Below are 3,307 nucleotides of genomic sequence, written 5' to 3' on the forward strand. Positions count from 1 at the left end.
GTCGAAGTCCATCTTGCCTGTCGAAGTCCATCTTGCCTGCCTTGATCTCAGCAGCCAGATCGTCCATGCCGACGATGTCAGCGCCAGCGGCCTTGGCTTCTTCAGCCTTGGCACCCTGGGCGAACACGGCCACGCGCTTGGTCTTGCCAGTGCCGTTTGGCAGCACAACCGCGCCGCGAACGACCTGGTCGGATTTCTTGGCGTCAATGCCGAGCTGCACAGCCACGTCGATGGATTCATCGAATTTGGCGACGGCGAACTCTTTCACAAGGCCAAGAGCTTCGGGCAATGCGTACAGCTTGTTGCTGTCGATCTTGTCGCCAATGGTTTTTTGGCGTTTGGTCAGCTTGCTCATACAACACCCTCCACCGACACGCCCATAGAGCGCGCGGTACCAGCAATAGTACGGACAGCGGCGTCGAGATCGGCAGCCGTCATGTCTTTCATTTTGGTCTTGGCGATTTCTTCCAGCTGTGCGCGGGAGATCTTGCCAACCTTCACCGTATGCGGCGTAGATGAACCCTTGTCAAGCTTGATAGCCTTTTTGATCAGGACGCCTGCTGGAGGCGTCTTGATGACGAAGGTGAAACTCTTGTCGGCAAATGCCGTGATCACCACAGGCAGTGGCAGACCGGGCTCAACACCTTGGGTCTGCGCATTGAATGCCTTGCAGAATTCCATGATGTTCAGGCCACGCTGACCGAGCGCGGGGCCGATCGGGGGGGACGGGTTGGCCTTACCAGCTGGCACTTGCAGCTTGATGAAGCCGACGATTTTTTTCGCCATACTTTTCTCCTTGCGGGTCATAACGCCTGAACGCTGCAGAAGCAGGTCCGGGCTCCCCGGGGGTTACACAACTCTAAACAACCCCTTAGGGTCGTTTCGCACCGAGTTGCAAGGCGCGAAATTGATTGTCAAATCGAAATTACGTCTTTTCGATCTGGCTGAATTCCAGCTCCACCGGCGTGGCGCGGCCAAAAATGGTGACCGACACACGCACCTTGTTCTTGTCGTAGTTGACCTCTTCCACCGTACCGTTGAAGTCGGTGAACGGGCCATCCTTGACGCGAACGTATTCGCCCGTTTCAAACTCAACCTTGTGACGAGGCTTCTCGGTGCCGACCTGCATCTGGCTGACGATTTTCTGGACGTCTTCTTCAGAAATCGGAGCCGGGCGATTCTTGGCGSCACCGACAAAACCCGTCACCTTGTTGGTGTGTTTCACCAGGTGCCAGGTTTCGTCATCCATGACCATTTCAACCAGGACATAACCTGGGAAAAAACGACGCTCCGTTGTCTTTTTCTGGCCGTTCTTGATTTCCACCACTTCTTCAGTAGGAACCAGAAAACGACCAAACTTGGATTGCATGCCCGCACGGTTGATACGCTCAACAATGTTGCGCTCGACCGCCTTTTCCATGCCGGAATAGGCATGGACGACATACCACTGCATGCCTGGGGTCGGCGTGAGGGACGTTCCCGCCGCCACTTCGCTGACTACCGTGCCGTTCAGATCGCTCATTATTTTTTCCATCCCAGGATCAGGTCGTAAAACACCCACTCGAGCGTTTTGTCCGTAAGCCACAAGAACAAGGCCATGATCACCACAAAACCGAATACATAGGCCGTCATCYGGATGGCTTCTCTACGAGCCGGCCAGACGACTTTCCGGACCTCTCKCCACGAGTCGCGCCCAAAAGCGACGAACTGCCGGCCGGACTCCGAGGTCATGAACACGGCAACCGCAGCGACGAGGCCGGCAATCAGGGCACCCCATTGGGCAACCTGGCCTTGTTTGGCAAAGAAGTAAAAGCCCACAAGCGAGGCCAGCACCAGTGCGAYAGCCACCGCCAACTTGGCCTTGTCGCCGTTGGTACTGACAGTTTCAACTTGAGAAGAGGCCATGGTCGCCGATTTCCTGTTCAATCTTCATGCGTCCCTGCAGACGCTTAAGCCCACCTGGAGTTTTTGACTCCTGGCGGGCTTGCTTTTTATCTTTTCAAACCACCCTGAGCATCGACACTTATCAAAGCCGGGTGGCAGGGGCAGTAGGAATCGAACCTACAACCTTCGGTTTTGGAGACCGACGCTCTGCCAATTGAGCTATACCCCTCCATCAAACCTTACAAATTACGCAATGATCTTGGCAACAACGCCGGCGCCGACGGTCTTGCCGCCTTCGCGGATGGCAAAGCGCAGGCCTTCTTCCATGGCGATCGGGTTGATCAGCTTGACGGTGATCGACACGTTGTCGCCTGGCATGACCATTTCCTTGCCTTCTGGCAACTCGATCGCACCGGTCACGTCCGTCGTRCGGAAGTAGAACTGGGGGCGGTAGTTGTTGAAGAATGGCGTGTGGCGGCCGCCTTCGTCCTTRGARAGAACGTAGATCTCGCCGGTGAAGTGCGTGTGCGGCTTGATGGAGCCGGGCTTGCACAGCACCTGGCCGCGCTGCACGTCTTCGCGCTTGGTGCCGCGCAAGAGGATACCGACGTTGTCGCCGGCCTGRCCCTGGTCCAGCAGYTTGCGGAACATTTCCACGCCGGTGCAGGTGGTCTTTTGCGTRTCRGCGATRCCGACGATCTCGATTTCTTCGCCGACCTTGATGATCCCGCGCTCGACACGGCCGGTCACGACGGTGCCGCGGCCGGAGATGGAGAACACGTCTTCCACAGGCATCAGGAAGGCGCCGTCAACAGCGCGCTCTGGCAGGGGAATGTAGGTGTCCAGTGCTTCGGCCAGCTTCATGATGGCTTCTTCGCCCAGGGGACCCTTGTCGCCTTCCATGGCGAGCTTGGCGCTGCCGTGGATGATGGGGGTCTTGTCGCCAGGGAAATCGTACTTGTCGAGGAGCTCGCGCACTTCCATTTCGACGAGCTCGAGCAGYTCGGCGTCGTCCACCATGTCGCACTTGTTCAGGAACACGATGATGTAAGGCACGCCCACCTGGCGGGCCAGCAGGATGTGCTCGCGGGTCTGGGGCATGGGGCCGTCAGCGGCCGAGCACACCAGGATMGCGCCGTCCATCTGGGCTGCGCCGGTGATCATGTTTTTCACATAGTCGGCGTGGCCTGGGCAGTCGACGTGGGCGTAGTGGCGGTTGGCCGTTTCGTACTCGACGTGGGCGGTGTTGATGGTGATGCCGCGGGCCTTTTCTTCGGGAGCCGCGTCAATCTGGTCGTAACCCTTGGCTTCGCCGCCGAACTTGGATGCCAGAACGGTCGTGATCGCCGCCGTCAGCGTCGTCTTGCCATGGTCCACGTGGCCAATCGTGCCGACGTTGACGTGCGGCTTGGTCCGCTCAAAT

4 protein-coding genes, 1 tRNA gene and 1 pseudogene are annotated in these 3,307 nt (G+C 57.9%); all 6 read right to left on the reverse strand.

What is annotated here, in order from left to right:
- Nucleotides 1–355: pseudogene (gene rplA, locus AC1D0Z_RS18265) on the reverse strand (50S ribosomal protein L1); the annotation flags it as partial.
- Nucleotides 352–786 (reverse strand): 50S ribosomal protein L11, encoded by a 435-nt coding sequence (gene rplK, locus AC1D0Z_RS18270; protein WP_007871338.1) that lies wholly within the window; start codon nt 784–786, stop codon nt 352–354. The gene rplK and the pseudogene rplA, both read right to left, overlap by 4 nt.
- 139 nt (nt 787–925) lie before the next feature.
- Complete coding sequence (nusG, locus tag AC1D0Z_RS18275) at nt 926–1,522, reverse strand: transcription termination/antitermination protein NusG (protein WP_477659618.1); 597 nt, start codon at nt 1,520–1,522, stop codon at nt 926–928.
- Nucleotides 1,522–1,905, reverse strand: a complete 384-nt coding sequence (gene secE / locus AC1D0Z_RS18280; protein WP_477659619.1) for a preprotein translocase subunit SecE — start codon at nt 1,903–1,905, stop codon at nt 1,522–1,524. Before secE ends, nusG begins: the two co-directional genes overlap by 1 nt.
- Before the next feature lie 132 nt (nt 1,906–2,037).
- A tRNA-Trp gene (locus tag AC1D0Z_RS18285) sits at nt 2,038–2,113 on the reverse strand.
- Nucleotides 2,114–2,130: 17 nt separating this feature from the next.
- Nucleotides 2,131–3,307: elongation factor Tu (tuf, locus tag AC1D0Z_RS18290; RefSeq protein WP_477659620.1), on the reverse strand; the 1,177-nt coding region annotated here is incomplete at its 5' end.

This window comes from Polaromonas sp. P1_E3, assembly GCF_056405935.1.

What these genes read in the sequence shown, in the direction of transcription:
- rplK (WP_007871338.1), bottom strand. Translation starts at nt 786, where the DNA reads ATGGCGAAAAAAATCGTCGGCTTCATCAAGCTGCAAGTGCCAGCTGGT.